19 protein-coding genes and 1 pseudogene are annotated in these 17,405 nt (G+C 43.6%); 15 read left to right on the top strand and 5 right to left on the bottom strand.

What is annotated here, in order from left to right; all coding sequences use genetic code 11:
• The first annotated feature begins 133 nt into the window (after positions 1–133).
• Positions 134–1,310 (top strand): annotated as a pseudogene (locus AR383_RS17855) (IS3 family transposase).
• Positions 1,311–1,372: 62 nt separating this feature from the next.
• Here the strand turns inward: AR383_RS17855 and AR383_RS17850 are convergent.
• On the bottom strand, positions 1,373–1,600 hold the full coding sequence (locus tag AR383_RS17850) for a hypothetical protein (protein ID WP_055734358.1): 228 nt from the start codon (positions 1,598–1,600) through the stop codon (positions 1,373–1,375).
• A 73-nt stretch (positions 1,601–1,673) separates the two neighbouring features.
• On the opposite strand from AR383_RS17850, the gene AR383_RS17845 reads away from it, so the two are divergent.
• The 8 genes from AR383_RS17845 (at position 1,674) to AR383_RS17815 (ending at position 6,949) form a co-directional block, all read left to right on the top strand.
• Complete coding sequence (locus tag AR383_RS17845; RefSeq protein WP_257720929.1) at positions 1,674–1,988, top strand: NUDIX domain-containing protein; 315 nt, start codon at positions 1,674–1,676, stop codon at positions 1,986–1,988.
• A 524-nt stretch (positions 1,989–2,512) separates the two neighbouring features.
• On the top strand, positions 2,513–2,746 hold the full coding sequence (locus tag AR383_RS21410) for a hypothetical protein (RefSeq protein ID WP_083481676.1): 234 nt from the start codon (positions 2,513–2,515) through the stop codon (positions 2,744–2,746).
• A gap of 89 nt (positions 2,747–2,835) precedes the next feature.
• The gene (locus AR383_RS17840; RefSeq protein ID WP_157051786.1) at positions 2,836–3,165 is read left to right on the top strand and encodes a hypothetical protein; all 330 of its coding nucleotides are present in this window, start codon (positions 2,836–2,838) and stop codon (positions 3,163–3,165) included.
• 23 nt (positions 3,166–3,188) lie between these two features.
• The gene (locus AR383_RS17835) at positions 3,189–3,479 is read left to right on the top strand and encodes a YciI family protein (RefSeq protein ID WP_055734355.1); all 291 of its coding nucleotides are present in this window, start codon (positions 3,189–3,191) and stop codon (positions 3,477–3,479) included.
• A gap of 463 nt (positions 3,480–3,942) precedes the next feature.
• On the top strand, positions 3,943–4,770 hold the full coding sequence (locus AR383_RS17830) for a PhzF family phenazine biosynthesis protein (protein ID WP_055734354.1): 828 nt from the start codon (positions 3,943–3,945) through the stop codon (positions 4,768–4,770).
• A gap of 2 nt (positions 4,771–4,772) precedes the next feature.
• Positions 4,773–5,111, top strand: a complete 339-nt coding sequence (locus AR383_RS17825) for a cupin domain-containing protein (protein WP_470207129.1) — start codon at positions 4,773–4,775, stop codon at positions 5,109–5,111.
• A 129-nt stretch (positions 5,112–5,240) separates the two neighbouring features.
• Positions 5,241–5,984: a metallophosphoesterase family protein gene (locus AR383_RS17820; protein ID WP_055734353.1), complete on the top strand. Its 744-nt coding sequence runs from the start codon at positions 5,241–5,243 to the stop codon at positions 5,982–5,984.
• Positions 5,985–6,211: 227 nt separating this feature from the next.
• Entirely contained in the window at positions 6,212–6,949 is a 738-nt protein-coding gene (locus AR383_RS17815; RefSeq protein ID WP_055734352.1) for an NYN domain-containing protein, read from the top strand.
• 477 nt (positions 6,950–7,426) lie between these two features.
• Here the strand turns inward: AR383_RS17815 and AR383_RS17810 are convergent, their stop codons facing one another.
• Complete coding sequence (locus AR383_RS17810) at positions 7,427–8,191, bottom strand: hypothetical protein (protein ID WP_055734351.1); 765 nt, start codon at positions 8,189–8,191, stop codon at positions 7,427–7,429.
• Positions 8,192–8,518: 327 nt separating this feature from the next.
• Between AR383_RS17810 and AR383_RS17805 the strand changes: the two genes are divergently transcribed.
• The 6 genes from AR383_RS17805 (at position 8,519) to AR383_RS17780 (ending at position 13,802) form a co-directional block, all read left to right on the top strand.
• Positions 8,519–8,803 carry a type II toxin-antitoxin system RelB/DinJ family antitoxin gene (locus AR383_RS17805; protein ID WP_055734350.1) on the top strand — a complete coding sequence of 95 codons (285 nt, stop codon included), beginning with the start codon at positions 8,519–8,521 and terminating at the stop codon, positions 8,801–8,803.
• Positions 8,800–9,078 carry a type II toxin-antitoxin system RelE/ParE family toxin gene (locus AR383_RS17800; protein ID WP_055734349.1) on the top strand — a complete coding sequence of 93 codons (279 nt, stop codon included), beginning with the start codon at positions 8,800–8,802 and terminating at the stop codon, positions 9,076–9,078. Before AR383_RS17805 ends, AR383_RS17800 begins: the two co-directional genes overlap by 4 nt.
• 599 nt (positions 9,079–9,677) lie before the next feature.
• Positions 9,678–11,315 (top strand): phosphoethanolamine transferase, encoded by a 1,638-nt coding sequence (locus AR383_RS17795; RefSeq protein ID WP_229711155.1) that lies wholly within the window; start codon positions 9,678–9,680, stop codon positions 11,313–11,315.
• A gap of 22 nt (positions 11,316–11,337) precedes the next feature.
• On the top strand, positions 11,338–11,712 hold the full coding sequence (locus AR383_RS17790; protein ID WP_055734347.1) for a diacylglycerol kinase: 375 nt from the start codon (positions 11,338–11,340) through the stop codon (positions 11,710–11,712).
• A 150-nt stretch (positions 11,713–11,862) separates the two neighbouring features.
• Positions 11,863–12,537, top strand: coding sequence for a response regulator transcription factor (locus tag AR383_RS17785; RefSeq protein ID WP_055734346.1), 675 nt, complete (start codon positions 11,863–11,865; stop codon positions 12,535–12,537).
• Positions 12,537–13,802: a sensor histidine kinase gene (locus AR383_RS17780; RefSeq protein WP_055734345.1), complete on the top strand. Its 1,266-nt coding sequence runs from the start codon at positions 12,537–12,539 to the stop codon at positions 13,800–13,802. Before AR383_RS17785 ends, AR383_RS17780 begins: the two co-directional genes overlap by 1 nt.
• A gap of 106 nt (positions 13,803–13,908) precedes the next feature.
• Here the strand turns inward: AR383_RS17780 and AR383_RS17775 are convergent, their stop codons facing one another.
• From AR383_RS17775 to AR383_RS22240, 3 genes are all read right to left on the bottom strand, one after another.
• Positions 13,909–15,642, bottom strand: a complete 1,734-nt coding sequence (locus AR383_RS17775) for a methyl-accepting chemotaxis protein (RefSeq protein WP_083481675.1) — start codon at positions 15,640–15,642, stop codon at positions 13,909–13,911.
• Between the two features lie 173 nt (positions 15,643–15,815).
• Positions 15,816–17,078, bottom strand: coding sequence for a maltoporin (locus AR383_RS17770; RefSeq protein ID WP_055734343.1), 1,263 nt, complete (start codon positions 17,076–17,078; stop codon positions 15,816–15,818).
• Positions 17,079–17,224: 146 nt separating this feature from the next.
• On the bottom strand, positions 17,225–17,401 hold the full coding sequence (locus AR383_RS22240) for a Beta-galactosidase C-terminal domain (protein WP_232304811.1): 177 nt from the start codon (positions 17,399–17,401) through the stop codon (positions 17,225–17,227).
• Positions 17,402–17,405: the final 4 nt, after the last annotated feature.

Below are 17,405 nucleotides of genomic sequence, written 5' to 3'. Positions count from 1 at the left end.
CGATACTCAGATTGCGCTTTTTAATCCCATCATCTTCGCCGAGTAGCGCAAATGAACAAGTGTAGTGGCATAGTGAATTTGGCCACCTGATTAGAGGTGATAGACTCACCTCAGAGACAAAACAGGTGAACTAATGACAAAACCAAGAAGACCTAACTTTAGCCCCGAATTTCGCCTAGAAGCTGCCCAGCTTGTTGTAGACCAAAATTACAGCGTTCGTGAGGCCGCTGAAGCCATGGGCGTGGGTAACTCAACGATGGATAAATGGGTGCGACAACTTCGCTCAGAGCGCCGTGGTGAATCACCTAAGGCGACACCCATGACGGATGAGCAACGCCGTATTCGTGAGCTAGAAAAGCAGGTCAAACGCCTTGAAATGGAAAAAGACATTTTAAAAAAGGCTTCCGCTCTCTTGATGTCGGACGAGCTGAAAGGTTTGCGTTAATTCATCGGCTTCAAGAGAGCTTTCCCGCTAATCATTTATGTCAGCTATTCAGTGTTCATCGAAGTAGTTACAAATATTGGCGTGATGAAGCGGTCGGCGAAACACCGAATCGCATTGTGCTTAAAGAGAAAGTTCGAGAAGCATTTGAAGTGAGTGAAGGTTCTGCGGGAGCTCGCACTATTGCAGCAATGGTTACGCAAACAGGTACACCCTTAAGCCGTTATGTCGCTAGCAACTTGATGCGTGAACTTGCGTTGTTTAGCTGCCAACAACCAAAGCATCGCTATAAACGAGCGACACACGAGCATCCTGTTGCACCCAATGTTCTTGCTCGCCAGTTTACGGTGGATGCGCCTAACCAAGTTTGGTGTGGTGATATCACGTATGTCTGGACTGGGAATCGTTGGGCTTATTTAGCGGTTGTACTGGATTTATATGCAAGGAAACCTGTTGGTTGGGCAATGTCTTTGAGCCCTGACAGTAAACTTATTAGCAAGGCGCTGATGATGGCTTATGAACTGAGAGTAAGCCTCAAGGACTAATGTTTCACTCAGACCAAGGCAGCCAATATACGAGTGTTAAATATCGACAGTTGCTATGGCGATATCAAATCAAACAGAGCATGAGTCGCCGTGGTAATTGTTGGGATAATGCGCCGATGGAGCGTTTCTTTAGAAGTTTGAAGACAGAATGGATGCCAGAGCTAGGCTACCGAACTTTTTTAGAAGCCAAGCACGCCATAACGGATTATATCGTAGGGTATTTCAGCCAAGTCAGGCCACATCAGCACAACAAGATGTTGCCACCGAATCAGGCTGAAGAGTTGTACTGGAAAAACTATAAAACCGTGGCCAGTTTTACTTGACCACTACAAAGGGAGCAAAGTTGAAGTCTGTTTAAGCGAAGCGAGTTACTTCAACGCCCTTGTTAATGGGGTGAAAGCTTAGCTTTAAACAAAGCATCGCTTTGTAAGCTTGAACACAGGATAAAGATAATGCAGGGCGAGCTTTCTTTTTGCTTCGTTATTCTTTGCTCGTCAAAGCTTAATGACGTCGCCGTCAAGGCGAAACCTTGACCAACAGCGCAATACAAAACTAAATATTTAAAAATCAAATAAATAGCTATCAGGCGCAGCCGAACACCACGCCCCTCCACCACTACACCTTAAGCTCCAATACCCGCGAACTAAGTTCTTTCGAGGCTACTTACATCTTGACCACAGTTATTGGTGCAACGGCCAATGCAAGGGCTATGGGGCGGCCTATATTGTTTTCCAGAAATCACCCCAGAAGACAGCATTAGCCAATGGTTAGAACAGCAGCAGCTGAGTTACGATGCTATTTACGAGCTAGCACCACTGCGCCATACCTTTAGCCACTATCATTTAGATATTCAACCCTCGTTGATTGAATTAAGCGAGGCACCTAATTCGGCAGTAAGAGAGAACGAGCAAGAGCTGTGGTACAGCCTGCAAAATGCCCCCAAAGTCGGACTAGCCGCAGTCACCGAGAAGTTGCTGAAAGTCGCCCAGACAGCGCCTTAAGTGGAGGCTAGCGGCAACGCTAGCCGAAAACGCAGAACAGCTTCACCACACCTAACCTAAGCCAATAAAAAAATTGACTTTTTTATTTATTTGAAAAAACTGCACCAAGCCTTAGCGCGCTAAATCCGCTCTAGATTTGTTTTTTATTAATAAGCGCTATACCACTTCTGCATTTACTGGTAAGTTATTGCCAGTATTGAATAAAACCCACGTGCTAACTCATATTAACGCTTGCAAGACTGGGCTTAATGAAAAGCACAGGAATATGCGCTTATATGCTCTAGGTCGAATATGAGTTGTAGATATTTAACACTTCCAGCAGCTGAGTCATCCTTCAATAGTGGTAAGGCTGTAGCATTCTTCAGGGACGATTTACCCATGGATCTGCCCAATGTATTCGTTGGGTATCATGTTCTTAAAGCGCATCTTGCCTCTGCTACTGCATCGCTTGGACGGTTTTTCCGCTCATGCCTCGCAACAAAGCCACCACACATCCAGGCGTTAGCATTCAAAAAGGAAATTTAATGTCAAATCAGACAGAAATCTGTTTTTGCAAATCCTGCAAGGAAAGAACTTCTCATATTTTAGTATTAGTCAGAAAACCAAGTCCTTTTGAAAACACTAAGCACCGTAAAAGAAAGGAATTTATTGCCGGTATTATTAAAGGATGGTTTCTTGGCCCATTTATCGCCTCAGCAGATGAGTTTTCTAGGCACCTTATATGTGAAAAATGCGGAACGAAAACAATTGAAGATTAGTGAGCCTTTTAGCATAAAAAAGTGGCAGGTATGCTCAAGCCTTACCAATATTGCTAATTAGTAGCAGGTAATACATCTAGGATAAATATGTGATGCGTAAGCAATGCCCCTGGTGCAGTGAAGCTATAGGCTTGAACCAACTTGGTCGTCGACCCGCTCTTCCCAAACCTAAATGGTTTCAATTTTCGCGAAACGTTCTCGTTTGCCCCTATTGTGCAGGCGCAGTTAAGCTGGGTGGTCAATCCAAGTGGTTTTTATTGCTGCTATTACCCTCGTTCATTTCGCTACTTAGCGAACTCATTACTGGCCACGCCCTTCTCGATGGTGAAAACCTGCGTTGGGTGGGGTGGGCTCTTTTTGCTGCAGGTTTTAGCGGCGCTTACTTCTTTGGTCAGTTTGAAAAAGTTGAAAACCTATAACATAGCCAAGTTAAGGAGCTATTTTGTTTATTGTTTCTCTAAACTACATTAAGCCACTAGAAGAAGTTGATGGCTTTATCTCTGAGCATGTTGCATTCCTTGATGAGCAATACCGCTTAGGTCATTTTCTACTTTCTGGCCGCAAACAACCACGTAGCGGCGGGGTCATTTTGGCAAGCGTAAAAGACAGAGTGAAATTAGAGCAAATACTGGCCCAAGATCCCTTTCAGCGCGAAAAGCTGGCCAGCTACGAAGTGACTGAATTTCTGCCTACAAAATCTTCTGATGCTTTGGCTTTTTTAATCGAAACCTAACAGCTTATCAGTATATGGTAGGAAATTAAGCGCAAAGCCTACCCAGCCGCGAGAACAACAACTAGCTGCGATAAAGAATGCTGAGCTAAAGCAATTGCTGCGTTAGCCATCCCTTTATGGGTTTTGTTTTGATTGGACAATAACAACATAGCAAGGCTTGGCTTAACTAGCTGGTCAGATAAACCCCGCACGATGCCATTAACCGTTAAGCGACAATTTCAGCAATAGGCTGGGTTAAGAAGGGCACCTTACAACAATGGCCAATATAATAATTGGGTCAAATAAGTGTGTTAGGTTAGCAGTGCTTAGAACAAAAGCCACAAAGCACCTAAGAGGCTTAATCAAGGCCTAGATTTTTCGGTTTGAATTGGCTTTAGTATTTCGCACAATTACTTAGCTAAGGCGGTTGTGTTGTTCATCCCCTAAGGTAAAGTGATCCAACGTCGTTCATTAGAGAATTTCAATGCACTTAGATATTTATCAAGTTGATTCATTTACCACTGAGGCATTCAAAGGAAATCCTGCTGGGGTGTGTATAAGCAAACATGGCCTCAGTGAAAACTTAATGCTGGCAATTGCTGAAGAAATGGCGCTATCTGAAACGGCCTTTTTATCGCTTTCAGATATGAGATTAAGATGGTTCACACCAACCACCGAAGTAAGTTTGTGTGGCCATGGCACGCTTGCCGTGGCGCATGTGCTCAAAGAAAGAGGACAGCTTAACAAAGGCGATAAAGTTAATTTTGAAACCCTCTCTGGAACCTTAACCGCCCTCGTAAATACAAACACCATCGAGCTTGACTTCCCATCACCAGTAATCGACTTAAACCCAACTCCGTCACCTCAGTTATTGGAGTATCTGGGCATTCAGAAGAGTGAAGTCATTTCTTATGCTCACTTCGACTCGAAAGTGTTAATCGAATTGAATAGCGAAAAAACCTTACTTAATCTTCAACCAAACTTTGAGGCTTTAAAACAACTTAATGGTCGTGGCGTTGTGCTTACAACGCGTTCGCCAAGTGATGATTTAGACTTTATTTCGAGGTACTTTGCCCCTTGGGTTGGTGTAAATGAAGACCCTGTGACAGGTTCTGCGCATTGTGCTTTAAGCGTTTATTGGTCGAAAAAGTTAGCCAAAACTCAACTAAAGGGGTTTCAAGCGTCGGCCCGTGGTGGCTATATCACTACCAAACTCTTAGCCAATGGACGTACCAAACTAATCGGGTCGGCAGTAACGGTTATTACAGGAACAATGCAGCTGCCCACCAGCTCAGCTCAATCTATGGAGTAAAAATGAAGTATAAAGCTATAAATTTTAAAGATAAGTTCTCCAAATTTACTGAACACTGGTCTCCACGAGTGATTGCGGAGATGAATAACTATCAATTTAAGCTAGCAAAAGTTGAAGGTGAGTTTGTTTGGCATGACCACCCCGATACAGATGAGGTGTTCATCGTTATTGAAGGCACTCTTAATATCGAATTTCGTGACGGTGTGGTGACTCTCAATGCGGGCGAAATGTTTGTCATTCCTAAAGGAGTTGAACATAAACCCGTCGCTACCAGTGAATGTAAAATTATGCTTGTCGAACCCAAGGGGTGGTTAATACAGGTAAGTCGGGTGGTGAGCTAACTGCCGAAAATGATGTTTGGGTGTAAGTTCTGCGAAACATCACCACCACTACCCGCCTTGGTGGCAGGCGACTAAACATACACTATTTAGTCGCCCCTGCTGCTAGCTAGATACATCCAAGGAGGATTTGTGCAAATAGCGGCAATCTCAGACATCCACAGCAATGTGTATGCGCTTGAAGCGGTTCTAGAAGACATTCATAAACGTAAGCTTGATGTAATAGTTAACCTTGGAGATATTCTATATGGCCCTATTGCGCCTAAGGCGACTTACGAGCTGTTAAGAGAACACTCGATAGTTACGCTCAGAGGCAATCAAGACCGACAAATTTATGAAGCCTCCTCGCAAGAAATAGCATCAAATCCAACCATGCAATTCATTGTAGAAGATCTAGGAAATGCCCCTCTTCAATGGATGAAAGCTTTGCCTTTCAGTTATCAACTCACTAAGGATGTTTTTTTATGCCATGGCTCTCCTCGCGATGACTTGGTTTATTTACTCGAAAATGTTGTCAGTGGCAGAGCAAGCGTGAGAACTGATGCAGAGATATTGCAGCTGCTTGATGGCCAATCATCGGAAGTGGTTATTTGCGGTCACACACATACACCGAGAACAGTATTCACCAGCACAGGGCAGCTCATTGTTAACCCTGGTAGTGTTAGCTTGCCCGCCTACACAGATGAAGACCCCGTCATTCATTCTATGGAGACCTATAGCCCTCATGCTAACTATGCAATTGTTGAAAGGACAAACGGAGCTTGGAGTGTTCAACATGTTAAGGTGCCATACGCTTATCAAAAAGCCGCCGCAGCAGCCCAACAAAGAAAGCGCCCAGACTGGTTTCATTTTTTAACTACCGGAAGGGGTTTATAACGAACTCATCGAGCTGCTCCCTGAAAACCGCACGGCAAGGCGCGCCTCAAACACAGCAATACAACTCACTTTGTTTATTATCAATAAGTACTGTAAATGGCCCAACCTTACTGGTAAGTTATTGTCATAATTCAATAAAAATTGACACAGCAACTCATTATGCAACTAACTAGGCTCAGTTTAATGAGAAGCCAAGTAATACGTTGTGAAATTGCAAGGATGCCCCTGTGAGAGACAAAGAGAAAATTGCACTATTCATTGATGCCGATAACGCCCCTGCCAAAAAGATAGATAAAGTACTCTCCGAGTTAGCTCGTTATGGTGTAGTTAATATTCGCAAGGCATATGGAAACTGGAAAAGCCAAAACTTAAAGCCTTGGGAAGACGTACTTCATGAATTTGCAATACAGCCGATCCAACAATTTGATCTTACTAAGGGGAAAAATGCCACTGATATGGCATTGGTAATAGATGTAATGGATATACTGTATACGAAAAGCATTGACGTTATTTGTCTGGTGTCATCTGATTGCGATTTTACTCCATTAGTCACTCGTTCATTAGCCGATGGTAAGTTTGTGATTGGTTTTGGTGAACGCAAAGCACCTTTGGCTTTCGTAAATAGTTGTTCTCGCTTCCTTTATCTAGACGAAGGCGACGAAATAGAAGTACCAATTCAAAAGCAAACAAAGACTATAAAAAGTGATACCAAGCTAATCAACTTACTACGACAAGCAATTGAAGCCGTAGAGGAAGATGATGGCTGGGCTATGTTAGGACCAATAGGCACCCATATTTCTAATCATGCATCCTTTGATCAAAGAAATTACGGTTTCAAAAAATTAAGTGACCTATTTCAAGCTATTGATTTATTTGAAATGAAAAAAACAAATGGCTCTGTTTTATGGGTTAGGGATAAAAAGAAAGCAAAGCAACTTAACAAGTCACGGGAAAAAGCGCATTAAATTATCCGATACGTTTCTGAACAGAAAAGTCTTCGAATGGTAAGGCCTGAGAACACCCGATACTTTTTATGGTAAAAACGTTTCTCACTCTCAATAGTCAAGATTGCGCTTTTTAATCCCCTCATCTTCGCCGAGTAGCGCAAGTGAACAAGGGATCAGAGTTGAAGTCTGTTTGAGCAAAGCGAGTTACTTCAACGCCCTTGTTAGTGGGGTGAAAGCTTAGCTTTAAACAAAGCATTGCTTTGTAAGCTTGAACACAGGATGAAGATAATGTAGGGCGAGCTTTCTTTTTGCTTCGTTTTTCTTTTCTCGCAAAAGAAAAATGACGTAGCCGTCAGGGCGAAAACCTCACTAACAGCGCATACAAAACTAAATGATAAAATCAAATACCAGTTTGGGGTTTGTGAGCTCAAAAAGCACCACATCCTTACTGGTTTGAATCTGTAATAAAGGGGATATTAACTCTATCCATCCAAATCAAAATTTTATCCACCGCTTAGGGCTGGCTATGGTCTCAATTATCTCGACATGCATAAAGTAGTCGAGTAATCGATTAGCGCTATCATATTCACTTCTATCGTAATAGTAGCGAGCCAGATAGTAAGTCATAAGCTCGACACTCACTTGATTGATGCCCAGTTGCTGGAAGAGTGGTTTAACTTCTGGGTAGGCTTCGAGAAGAGTTCTCGCTCTTTTAAATAGGTAGTAGCCGTTACGGTATTGCTCGATCACACGATTAAAATAGTGGGTGAGCGCCGTGTTTAATGCTTCGAGTTTATTTCCATCGATAAAAGGTTTTAGGGCAAATTCTGGGCTGGTTAAGGCCTGTGGCTTATCACTCTCAAACAACATTTTTATGGTGTCGATTTTCGATTTATCAGATTGTTCGACCAATAAGTAATGCATAACTCCCGTATTGAAATACTGGTCGCCAATACATTGTTTGAATAGGTCTAGGATTTTATCTGGCTGAGTTTGATGAATAAAAACCGATTGATATGAATCGATGAAAGGCTCAAGTTTGGCCGCGAAGGGAACATAAGCGTTATCAGGGTTGGTTATGTCAAAAGCAGCATCCAACTGATAGGTATTGTGCTTTAGCTCTTGTAAAACGATATTAGAGTATTCCGCTTGAATGTCTACAGCCTTGCTACCATCGATAAATAGTTGCTTAAAAACGGATTCACAATGTGCTGTTATCGACGGCGCCACCTCTAAGGGCCGCTTGGCATTATAAGACACTAGAAATCCTTAATTTTTAACCATGTAGCGTATTTAACTTGATGATATAGAGGAATTAAATTCAAGTAAATCGGCCTTAAGAGCTAGAGCCAGTTTACCCTTCGCAGTTAATTTTTGTTCGAGATAAAAGCGTTTTAATCGCGGTGAGAGCTTTGTAGCCTAACATTCAAAGCAAAACAGCAATGCCTCAACAAACCACTTAAAACAGAAAAACTGAATTTACACTAAAGCCGCCAAGCGCAGCGAATCCGTCGTAAATGCATTGTTAGTTGCCCTTGCCTCACATCGGTGCTAACGTTTGTGCACACGTCAATTTAGGAGTTACTCATGGACACTAGAATTCAATTTCGTGTTGATGACGAAGTTAAGCGCTTAGCTCAGCAACTAGCAGAGAGCCAAGGTCGCACACTTAGCGATGCTTGCCGTGAGCTTACCGAGCAAATGGCTGAGCAACAACGAAAAGCATTATCTCATGACGCTTGGTTAACTGAACAAGTAAACCTAGCATTTGAAAAGCTTGACTCAGGAAAAGCTTCATTTATTGATCATGACTCAGCAAAGGCACGAATGGCTGAACGAAAGGCCAAGATTCGTAGCCGAGGTCAACAATGATTTTATGGGAAGAAGAATCGATAAATGATCGTGAGAAGATCTTCGAGTTTCTTTATGACTTCAACCCTGACGCGGCAGAAAAAACTGACGATATTATTGAAGCTAAAGTAGAAAATTTACTTGAACAACCACTGATGGGTGTTCAACGTGATGGCATTCGAGGGCGATTACTCATTATCCCCGAAATCTCAATGATCGTTTCCTACTGGGTTGACGGCTCAGCAATTCGTGTAATGCGAGTTCTACACCAGAAGCAGAAATTCCCTACCGAATGATTACAGTCGGTGGGCAAACTAACGCTCAAAGTAACTGCGCGGTGCGCGTCGGATGCTTTTGCTTGTTATACAAATTTATCACTTGGTAAGGCCTGATAATACCAAACAGCCCAACAAACAATAGGCCAAATACCTTTCATACTCTCGATAACAAAGATTGTGCTTTTCAATCCCTTCATTATCGCCGAGCAGTGTTTGCGCAGGCGCGCTTGGAAACTAGGTGAAAGCTTGGCTTGAAACAAAGCATCGCTTGGTAAGCTTGAACACTGGATGAAGATAATGCAGGGCGAGCTTTCTTTTTGCTTAGCTAAGCTTTACTCGTTGAAGCTTAATGACGTCGCCGTCAAGACGAAATCATCAGCGGCTAGCAATGACATAAACGCTGAGGCTAGGCAGCCAACACGCATCCCACTAAACCTAACACGCCCATTCCCGTGAGCTACGCTCTTCATTCACACTAGGTTTGTTTTTCACATTCAAGGCATTAAAAAAATAGAGCTATCCATTTTGGCCTATTTTTATCGACATTTTTTTTACATGCCGCTTGCGATACTCAGCATCAACCAACTTCTACCATCTATTTATTAAATTTGCTGTTGATGATGAATTCAAAAATACTCGCTTTTCGTCGTATCCCAATGAATATGACAACACTCATCCTATTCTGTGCTGTGTACTTCGGTACGGTGATGAACTATCCAATACTCAAAACGATTTTTCAGTTGAGCGCCGATGTTTCTAACCCCTTATTTGCTTATACGGCTCCTATCTTGCTCACCTGTGCATTCATCATTATCTTTTCTCTGTTTGCTTGGCCGTACTTTTTTAAGCCATTTATGTTTTTCGTGATACTTAGCTCGGCCGCAGCCCTGTACGCCGAAGTGAACTTTCAGGCTTTGTTGGATACCACGATGATGGAAAGTGTTTTTGAAACCAACTCGTCTGAAATTTCATTTTACTTCAATGTCCGCTTACTCATTTTCCTACTTGGCTTTGGCTTACTACCATGTGTTTTCTTAGCATGGATTCGCATCACACCGCACTCCACATGGAGACGAGCGCTAATTTCCCGAATCGCTTTAGTATTAGTTGCAGTGGTGGGGATCGGTTTAATTGCTGAAACCTGCTACAAAGATTATGCGTCAGTGGGACGCAACAACCACTATTTAAACCAAATGATTATTCCCGCCCACATATTTAATGGCGCAAAATACCTGAATAGAACCTACTTCGAAAGCCAATTGGAATACCAAACTTTAGGCTCTGATGCACACCTAGCAGCAGTTGCTAATGGTAAGCCAACCCTGATGGTGGTAGTGCTGGGTGAAACCGCACGAGCTATGAACTTTGCCTACAACGGCTATAAACGAGACACCAATCCCTATACAAAAAACATGGGCTTAATCGCGTTTCAGCAAGTGTCTTCATGTGGCACCTATACCGCGCTATCGGTTCCATGCATGTTCTCTAATATGACTCGAGGCTCCTATGATAAACGTCGTGCCAACTCGCAGGATAATGTGTTAAACGTGCTACAACACGCTGGGGTAGATGTATTGTGGATAGACAATGATGGAGGCGATAAAGGCGTAGCTAAAAACCTAGCCTATATCTCAATCAATTCATCGTTGAAAAATGATGACTGTAATGGCTCAACTTGCTTTGATGTAGCGATGTTAAACGATGCCAACACATTTATAGACCAAGGCACACACGATAAATTGCTGGTTTTGCACACCATTGGTAGTCACGGCCCCACCTACTGGCAACGATACCCCGATGCCCAAGCCCCCTTTCAACCGGCCTGTAATCGTAATGACATTGAAAACTGTAGCGATGAGCAAATCGTAAATGTTTACGACAATACATTGGTTTATACCGACTACGTACTCGCTCAAGTTATCCAACAGCTGCAACGTGTCTCAACAAAATACAACGTAATGTTGACCTACATATCAGACCACGGTGAATCGCTTGGGGAAAGTGGCATGTATCTTCACGGAACACCTTACTTAATTGCCCCTAAACAACAAACCCACGTGCCTTGGCTCGTGTGGATGCCAGAGCAATATGCGACACAAAAAGGCATTAACAAGAAATGCCTAGAGAACAAAGCTCAAAACAGTGCCCTGTCACACGATAACTTATTCCATAGCTTATTGGGCTTATATGGCGTGAGTTCGCAAGTACACGATGCAACACTAGACATTGTGCAAAGCTGTCAATCCATCTCCTAATAGCATTACAGGACTCATTATTATGCAACAACAAATCATCATTAGGCGTACCGGTATTGCGCGTATCGTTCACACCTTTGTACACAGTTTTAATGGCTTAAAGTGGATTTGTAAAAACGAAGCGGCATTTCAGCAAGAATTAATGCTGTTTATTCCTCTCACCGCTTTCGCCTTCTGGCTAGAGCTGCCAACAATGCATACTCTGTTAATTTTACTCAGTATGGTATTTGTACTATTTGCCGAAATGGTTAATACCGCGATAGAAGCGGTCGTTGACCGAGTCAGCATGGACTATCATGTTTTATCTGGCGTAGCTAAAAACATTGGCTCAGCCTTGGTGCTACTTAGCATGCTGTGCTCGTTAGTCGTTTGGGGCACGGTGTTGTGGTTGCGATAAGTCATCTTATTTATGGAAATAGCATCTTTCTTGAAATAGCATCGAAATATCGAGGGAATTTATCTAGCCAATTTTTAAGCATTAGGAATGGCCGCTCTCCAAAAACACCTAGTTAATCGGCTTCGTAAGCGATAGTCATTGAGCGTTACTATGAAAAAAATATTATTAATTGAAGATAATAGAGAAATAGTTGGGATCTTATTCGATTATTTTGAAGCCGAAGGTGTCGTTATCGATTACGCCGATAACGGGGAGTTAGGCTTGAAACTCGCCTTAGAAAATAGCTTCGACGTTATTATTCTTGACCTAATGCTACCGCGTATGAGCGGCTTAGCGGTGTGTGAAAAACTAAGAGAAGCAGGGAATGTGACACCGGTACTGATGCTTACCGCTCTTGATAACCGCGAGGACATGCTCAGTGGTTTTAAATACGGTGCCGACGACTATATCACTAAGCCTTTTGATCTGGAGATATTGGAAGCCCGTTTGCACGCTCTGATTAAACGCTACCGAAGAACGGTAACCGAAACATCGCTGGATTTTGCTAACTTACATATAGACCAAAAAACCCGCCAAGCCTACCGTAACGGACTCAAGCTAAACTTAAACCCAACTACCTACGCCATTTTGGAACTGCTTTGCCGTAGAGCGCCTAATGTTGTCACTCGAGACGAAATTATCAGCATGCTATGGCAAGAAAACCAACCTGATACAGATATTCTACGTAGCCATATTTATAACCTGCGTAACCAGTTAGACAAACCATTCTCCTCATCCATGTTAATTACCGTACCCAAGATAGGTTTCCGCCTAGAGAAGCAATAATGAATAAAATTGGTTTTTCCAGTACTCGTACACTCACTAGCCAACTGGCCATATTCTTTACTTTCGTCGCACTCATCATGGGCTTAGCAAGCTACACCATCTTTTATGCGGCTCTGCATTGGTCTGAAGACAAGGTAGGAGAGCGACGTATTGAAATAGATAAAAATGAAGCCATACAGCGTTTTACTAATGGGGAAACGGGTGAAATTACTATCGATGTGCTCACTCGAGCCTATAACGACATTAGCTTAGTGCCTTCTGCTTATCATCGCTACTTTAAAGGCAGAGACGAGTTTGTTGGTGAAGTAGGCAGTGACACTGAATCACGCATGATCTACTTCGGCCATTACCAGAAAGAGGGAAATAGACACCCCGTCATATTAGTGTCTGATATTAACCAAATAGAATTTGGCCCCCATGAAATCTTGTTTTCAAGTCTCGTCGTGATTACCAGTATCGCAGGACTGCTGATTATTTTTGGGGCGCTATTATCCCGTTTATCTCAACGCTTAATCGCACCGTTAAATCAGCTTACCGAGCAGTTAACAGAACAAAGCGGCAACTCTGCGCACATATTTAGAATACCCACAGGAGGCGCTGCAGAATTTCAAATACTAGCCAATAAGCTTAATCAGGATCGACTTGACATTCATAGTTTATTAAAACGTGAACAAGCTTTTGCTCGCTATGCTAGCCATGAGTTAAGAACCCCGCTCACCATAGTAAAAGGCGCGAGTAAACTCTTAGAACGCCACACTCCCAGTGATTTTCAGCAACGTCAAATTCTGAGAATCAATGAAGCCACCGGCCAAATGAGCACGATGGTTGATGCACTGTTAGCGCTAGTACGCTACGAGCGTAGTGAAGATGACACCAGTCTCAGAGAAGTGACGAAGAGCGAATTTGAAGCAATAATCAACAACAATAACGCTCAAGCAAAAGATAAAGACATTGAAATAGAGCTCATTTGCCACCAAACACCGCAATTGAAGGCCGCGCCTGCGGTACTAAACATGGTTTTAGGAAACTTACTGAGAAATGCTATCGCGGCTTCGCAGCAAGGTAAAATTACCCTAGAAGTTTCAGCTAAGGCCATCTCCATGACAGACAATGGCGCCGGCCTTAATAACTCGAGCAATCACGCTGGTCACGGTTTAGGCTTGTTGATAGTAGAAGACCTATGCCGTCGCTATGATTGGCACTTTTCAATTAAAAATCGAGCCACCGTAGGCTGTGAAGCCACTATCAGCTTTGCACTGTCATAAATTGGCGGCGCTCCATTCTTGAATACTTCTGGCCGCCACCCAATAAAAGGCTAAATCATCAACGGTTAGCAATAGCAGAGGCGCAGCCAAGAGCCACGCCTCCCCATTACACCTTAAACTCCAATACCCGCGAGCTAAGCTCTTCTGAGGCCACTTGCATCTTGCTATTAATGCTGGAAATCACCGCCGCACAAGCAGTAATTTGCTGGGTCATCTGATTGGCTTGACGGAGTTCTTCATCCAAAGCCTGCATCATGGCGCATTGCTCGTCTGATGAATGCGCCACCTGATGGTTAATCTGCTCAATTTGCTCCACCGAGCCTTTAATTAACTGGATTTGCGACATCACCTCTTGGGTGGTTTGCTTGCTTAACTCGCTGCTCTGCAAGGTGTCTTGCATTAAATTATCTATCTGTTTTGAGGAGCCAGAAAACTGCTGTAATAGTTGGTCAATTTGGGTGGTGCAGCTATGGGTTTTCGAGGCTAGGCTGCGCACCTCGTCGGCCACCACTGCAAAGCCACGCCCTGATTCTCCGGCGCGCGCAGCTTCGATTGAGGCATTCAAGGCCAGCAAGTTGGTTTGGTCGGCAATATTTTGAATGGTATCTAAAATGCCGCTAATCCCCTGAGTGACTGTCTCCATCACTTCCATAGAAGAAGATATTTGCTGAGTCTTGTCCACCAGCTGATTCACACTAAGTTCAGCAGACTCCCCCTTATCGACTGCGTGGCTTACCGTTGCGACGATTTGCTCGGCTAAGTGGTTGGCTTCGCTGGTTTGACTTTGGATCGCTAAAGAGGATTTGCGGATCGCCTGTATCGCCTCGGTAAGAATTTGACTCTGACCTTCATATTGCGACACCACCGCCAGGTTGCTGGCATTTTGATTGTCCAGCTCATCACGTTGTTGATTAAGGCTGAGACTAGAGCTGGAGATATTACGAAATAGGCTTTGTAGATTGTCGATAAACTGGTTAATAGAATAGGAGATCTGGCCAACTTCATCACGACGATTGAGTACGATGCGCTGGGTTAAGTCGGCGTTCTTGCCTGAGAGGCTTTCCATTAACTGCTGCAATTTAAGTAAGGGAGCAAATTGCGCCTTTAAACTAAATAAACTAAATAACAGCATCACCAAGGCACACAGCGCTAAATATTTGGTTATGTCTTGGTTAATACCGGAGATAATCCCATCGGTATAGGCGCGATCAATATAAGAATGTAAATACCAGCTGGAATTGGCCACGGTAATCGCGTCGGTTTGCTTGGCTTCTAAATTAGCCTTTAGCGTGGAATAAATCGGCTGACCTTGCTGATCCAGCACCTCAAAGTACACCCCAGGAATACTGTAGCGCTCTATTAGTTCGCCAATCAAACTTAAATCTATAGTGAAGAAGTCCACCACCCCGCTTTTGTATTTAGATATAATCACTTGAGCGCCCCCTTCAGCCGAACGGGTTTGGGTGACTTTAATCCCTTCAGGATGGTCTTTAGCTAGGTCAATGTAATATTGGGCTTGCTCGGGCTTCATGCTGCCCTTGTCGCTAAGGGCCTTTTTATTTATCAGCTTCACCACTTGCTCGTAACCCAGCTTTTGCTTGGTAGCTCGAATACCAATAATGCCAAAATCCAAGCTTTCGATAACCGAAATATCACGAGCCAAAGATTGCTGAATTTCACTACTAATGAGGCTGACATTGTTCAGCATACGCTGTTCATAGGCGCTGTTGATGTAGTCGCCAATTACCGTTTTTACGCTGAAGTAGGCTGTGACTATCGTCATCAACAAGGACAGTACAAACAGACCAATAATCTTGCTCTTTAACGAAAGTGATGTCATGAGTTCCCCTGATAAAAAGGCTCTTAAAGCCCCCACAACTTGCGCTGTGACTATAGTTCGCTTTAAGAGCAAGAAGGAAAGTCCCCAGACTGGGCATCTGGGGAAAGCCAATGCAGAGTCATTGGCTGATTACACTGGCCGTAGCTAGTACGGCCAAACTCTGGTGTTTTGGCTTACCACCAGGCTTCAACTTGTACGCCATAGTTAATGGTGTCGTTGCTATCACCGTTGAAGGTATTGTCTTGCTCGTTATCTTTGACGTAAGTAACAAAAAAACGGATCTCTGGGCGAGCGTAGAACGATTCGCCAGTCGCCAAGGCATGTGCCAAAGTCACTTTAGTGCCACCAGATTTTTCTACTGAGCCACCATCCCAAGTTTTCTCTTGGCTAAAGTAACCAAGCTCTAACATGGTTTTGTTAAACTCAGACCATAGGTAGGTTGGTCGAGCGACAAACGACAACAGTTCTTCGCTGTCTAACCAATCACCGTGGTCTTCAGCGCGACCATAAGTTAATACATGGTGGAAGATGAAGTTATCAGCAAACTTCACTTCACCGGTGTTGATTAAACGGTAGCCTTTGGCATCGCTTACATCACCACTCCAAATGTCGTACCAACCACCACCTTGGGAAATGGCGTTTTGCGCTAGGCCTTTGTCCATGAATTGTAAGGCGGTTTTGTTCCAGCCAATGGCAAAGCTTTGGCTTAATTCAGCGGTTAGCATTAGGCCGTTTTTGAAGTCCTCAGTCAGAGCTTCTTGATCATCGGTAGGATTAACCATGGCGTAATCAAGGCCAAATTCGGTCCAAGCACCTTCCCATGGGCTAAATCCCGCGTAACGTAAATCGAGGTAGTAAGTATTTAAATCACCAAAGCTGGTTTCGTTGCCTTCATCATCCCAAGTCGATAAGGCATTATCCGCACGGATCACCGCGGCAGAAATAGCCCCGGTTTTTAACTTCATGTTTTCGATGCCCACACCGTAACCGGAGATGTTCCAGTATTTGGTATCGATGATATGTAAGTCATGACGTTGATAGAAACGCTTACCCGCCCATACCACCGCATCAGGCAGTGCAGTAATGTAACCTTTGGCCTGTATATTCGCTTGTTTAATGCCGAAGTTAGCGCTGTCGTTAGAGGTGCCTTCAGACTCAAGATTACCTGAAGAAGACATTTCAAACATACTGTCAAAGTACATTGAACGCCCATCTTGATTAAATAATTCTTGGCCTAAGCCAATCTCTGAATAAGTGTCAAACTCGTTACCCAGGCGACCTAGCTTAGTTTTATTAAACTCATCACCGCCTTGAGTACCACCACCGTCCGCACTAGCTCCCAAACCAGAGCGAACATAGCCTGAGAAATCAAGCGCAAAGGCTTGGGCTGATAGCAAAGAACCTAAAATAGCTACAGAGAGTATTGTCTTCTTCATGTTTTATCCCTTTTGTTTTTTTCCTAGTTATTGTTGTGGGCAAGCGTCACCGCTCAGTTATTTTTGGCAACACTTACCCGTGAAGCGAAATCGCCTCATTTCTTAATTTATTTCGGGGGCCAAGCTAAGTGTTTAGCTTGGCCGTATTACTTAGCTTGTCGCATCACACTCACCTGATAGGCTTGCAGTTGAATTAAGGGCTCTACCGTCTCGCTACTGTCGAGCTTCAACCATGTTCCAGCAGGGCAAATCATTTGCTGTGGCTGTTGGCTGAAATTCATCGCAAACAGATAACGGTAAGCCTCATCTTCGCGTACGGTCACTGAT

Source organism: Agarivorans gilvus (assembly GCF_001420915.1).
Taxonomy (GTDB): domain Bacteria; phylum Pseudomonadota; class Gammaproteobacteria; order Enterobacterales; family Celerinatantimonadaceae; genus Agarivorans; species Agarivorans gilvus.
This window is presented reverse-complemented; position numbering and strand designations above follow the sequence as displayed.

Coding starts and splice junctions, on each gene's coding strand:
- AR383_RS17785 (WP_055734346.1), top strand. CDS start 11,863: ATGAAAAAAATATTATTAATTGAAGATAATAGAGAAATAGTTGGGATC.
- AR383_RS17830 (WP_055734354.1), top strand. CDS start 3,943: ATGCACTTAGATATTTATCAAGTTGATTCATTTACCACTGAGGCATTC.
- AR383_RS17825 (WP_470207129.1), top strand. CDS start 4,773: ATGAAGTATAAAGCTATAAATTTTAAAGATAAGTTCTCCAAATTTACT.
- AR383_RS17795 (WP_229711155.1), top strand. CDS start 9,678: ATGATGAATTCAAAAATACTCGCTTTTCGTCGTATCCCAATGAATATG.
- AR383_RS17775 (WP_083481675.1), bottom strand. CDS start 15,642: ATGACATCACTTTCGTTAAAGAGCAAGATTATTGGTCTGTTTGTACTG.
- AR383_RS17805 (WP_055734350.1), top strand. CDS start 8,519: ATGGACACTAGAATTCAATTTCGTGTTGATGACGAAGTTAAGCGCTTA.
- AR383_RS17780 (WP_055734345.1), top strand. CDS start 12,537: ATGAATAAAATTGGTTTTTCCAGTACTCGTACACTCACTAGCCAACTG.
- AR383_RS17770 (WP_055734343.1), bottom strand. CDS start 17,078: ATGAAGAAGACAATACTCTCTGTAGCTATTTTAGGTTCTTTGCTATCA.
- AR383_RS17800 (WP_055734349.1), top strand. CDS start 8,800: ATGATTTTATGGGAAGAAGAATCGATAAATGATCGTGAGAAGATCTTC.
- AR383_RS21410 (WP_083481676.1), top strand. CDS start 2,513: ATGTCAAATCAGACAGAAATCTGTTTTTGCAAATCCTGCAAGGAAAGA.
- AR383_RS17790 (WP_055734347.1), top strand. CDS start 11,338: ATGCAACAACAAATCATCATTAGGCGTACCGGTATTGCGCGTATCGTT.